This is a genomic window from Burkholderia sp. Se-20378, from assembly GCF_017104665.1.
Taxonomy (GTDB): domain Bacteria; phylum Pseudomonadota; class Gammaproteobacteria; order Burkholderiales; family Burkholderiaceae; genus Burkholderia; species Burkholderia lata.
Window position 1 is genome coordinate 1 of sequence record NZ_JAAGPG010000993.1, and the last position, 1,656, is coordinate 1,656.

General features: G+C 72.2%; 1 protein-coding gene. It reads right to left on the reverse strand.

All coding sequences use genetic code 11. The features are described from left to right. Positions 1-1,656: alpha-2-macroglobulin family protein (locus G3N93_RS39655; protein ID WP_277396615.1), on the reverse strand; the 1,656-nt coding region annotated here is incomplete at both ends.

A 1,656-nucleotide genomic window follows, 5' to 3' on the forward strand; every position in this document is an offset into this window, starting at 1 on the left:
TTGCCGATGCCTGCGACCACGAGATCGTGCGCTCGTCGCCGCCGAGCGCGACCTTCGTCGCCCCGGCCACCGGCGTGCTCTCGTAGGTGCGCGAGAAGCGCTCGACCGCGAGCAGGCCGAGCGCGTTCGACGTCGTGGTCTGCCATGCGCCCTGGCGCTGCAGGGCGAGCAGGCCGGCCGTCACGCGCGGCATCTCGTCCTTCCATGCCGGGTCGCCCGCGAATTCCAGCGCGAGCCGTGCCGCGTTGGTCTCGTTGCTGGTCATCAGCCACCACAGGTCGTCGTCGCGCGCGGTCGAGAACACGAGCTGCGTGCCCTGGTACGTGAGGCGCGCCCGCAGGATCTGTTCGACCTGCGCGCGTTTCTCGTCGCGTTGCGGGATGTCCTTCACGCGCGTCAGGATCGCGTGATAGTCGATCACCGCCGACGTCGGCCACTGGTTCGGCGCGATCTCGATCGAGCCGAGCATGCGGCCCTGTGCGGCGCCGTAGCGCGACAGCGCTTCGATGGCGGCGAGCTTGCGCAGGTCGCGATCCTGGCGCGGCGCCCACGTGTTGCGCTCGAGGCGGCCGTCGACGAAGCGCGCGAGCCCGGCCTCGAGCTGCGTGCGCAGGTCTTCCGGCAGCGCGTAGCGCGGGTCGAGACGGCTTGCCTCGTCGGACACCACGAGCAGGTACGACGACAGCGTCGCGCTACCGGCATGCGAATCGTCGGACGACGGCGGGAAGTAGCTTGCGAGCCCGTCGCTGTCGAGATAGACGGGCATCCGTGCGATCAGCGCCTGCCATTGCGCGGGGTCACGCAGGCCGATCGCGCGCGAGGTCTGCTGTTCGAGGCAGCGGTACGGATAGCGCTCGAACCAGCGCTTCACGCCGGGCAGCCCGTCGGCCAGCTTCGACTGCAGCGACACGGCGATGCCGCCGCGCGGCAGGCCTTGCGCGTTGTTCGCGGCGCCGGCCGGGGAGGCCACCGGCACCGTCAGCGTGCCGTCGACTTGCGCGAGCGTCGCCTGCTGTACCGTGACCGGCAGCGCGGGCACGACCTTCTGCGCGACCGCCAGCGCGTCGGACGCGCGCTTGCCGCCTTGCTCGGCTGCTTCGATGCGCCAGTTCAGCGCACCGGCCGCGTCGAGCGCCTGCTCGGGCACGGTGATCGTCCACGCGACTTCGGTGGCCGTATTGGCCGCGAGCGATACGGTCTGCGGCGCGACCTCGACGCCCGTCACGCGCGGCGTCACGACGACCTGCATCGCGCGGTCGGTCGTGTTGCGCAGCGTGACCTGCGCGCGGAACGCGTCGCCTTCGCGCACGAGCGGCGGCAGGCCGGAGATCAGCTGCAGATCCTGCGTGCTGCGGATCGACGTGCTGCCGGTGCCGAAGCGGTCGGCACCGACCGCCGCGATCGCGACGATGCGGAAGCGCGTGAGCGCGTCGTTCAGCGGCACTTCGACGGTCGCGCTGCCGTTGGCATCCAGCGTCACGCGCGGATTCCACAGCAGCAGCGTGTCGAACCGCTCGCGCGTCGGCCCGCTGCCGCACCCGCCGCCGGCCGGCACGGCCGTGCGGCCGAAGTGGCGGCGGCCCGCGATTTCCATCTGCGCCGTGGGGGTCCCGACGCCGTCCGCGCGTCGCCGCACACCCGCGTCGCGCAGGTCCC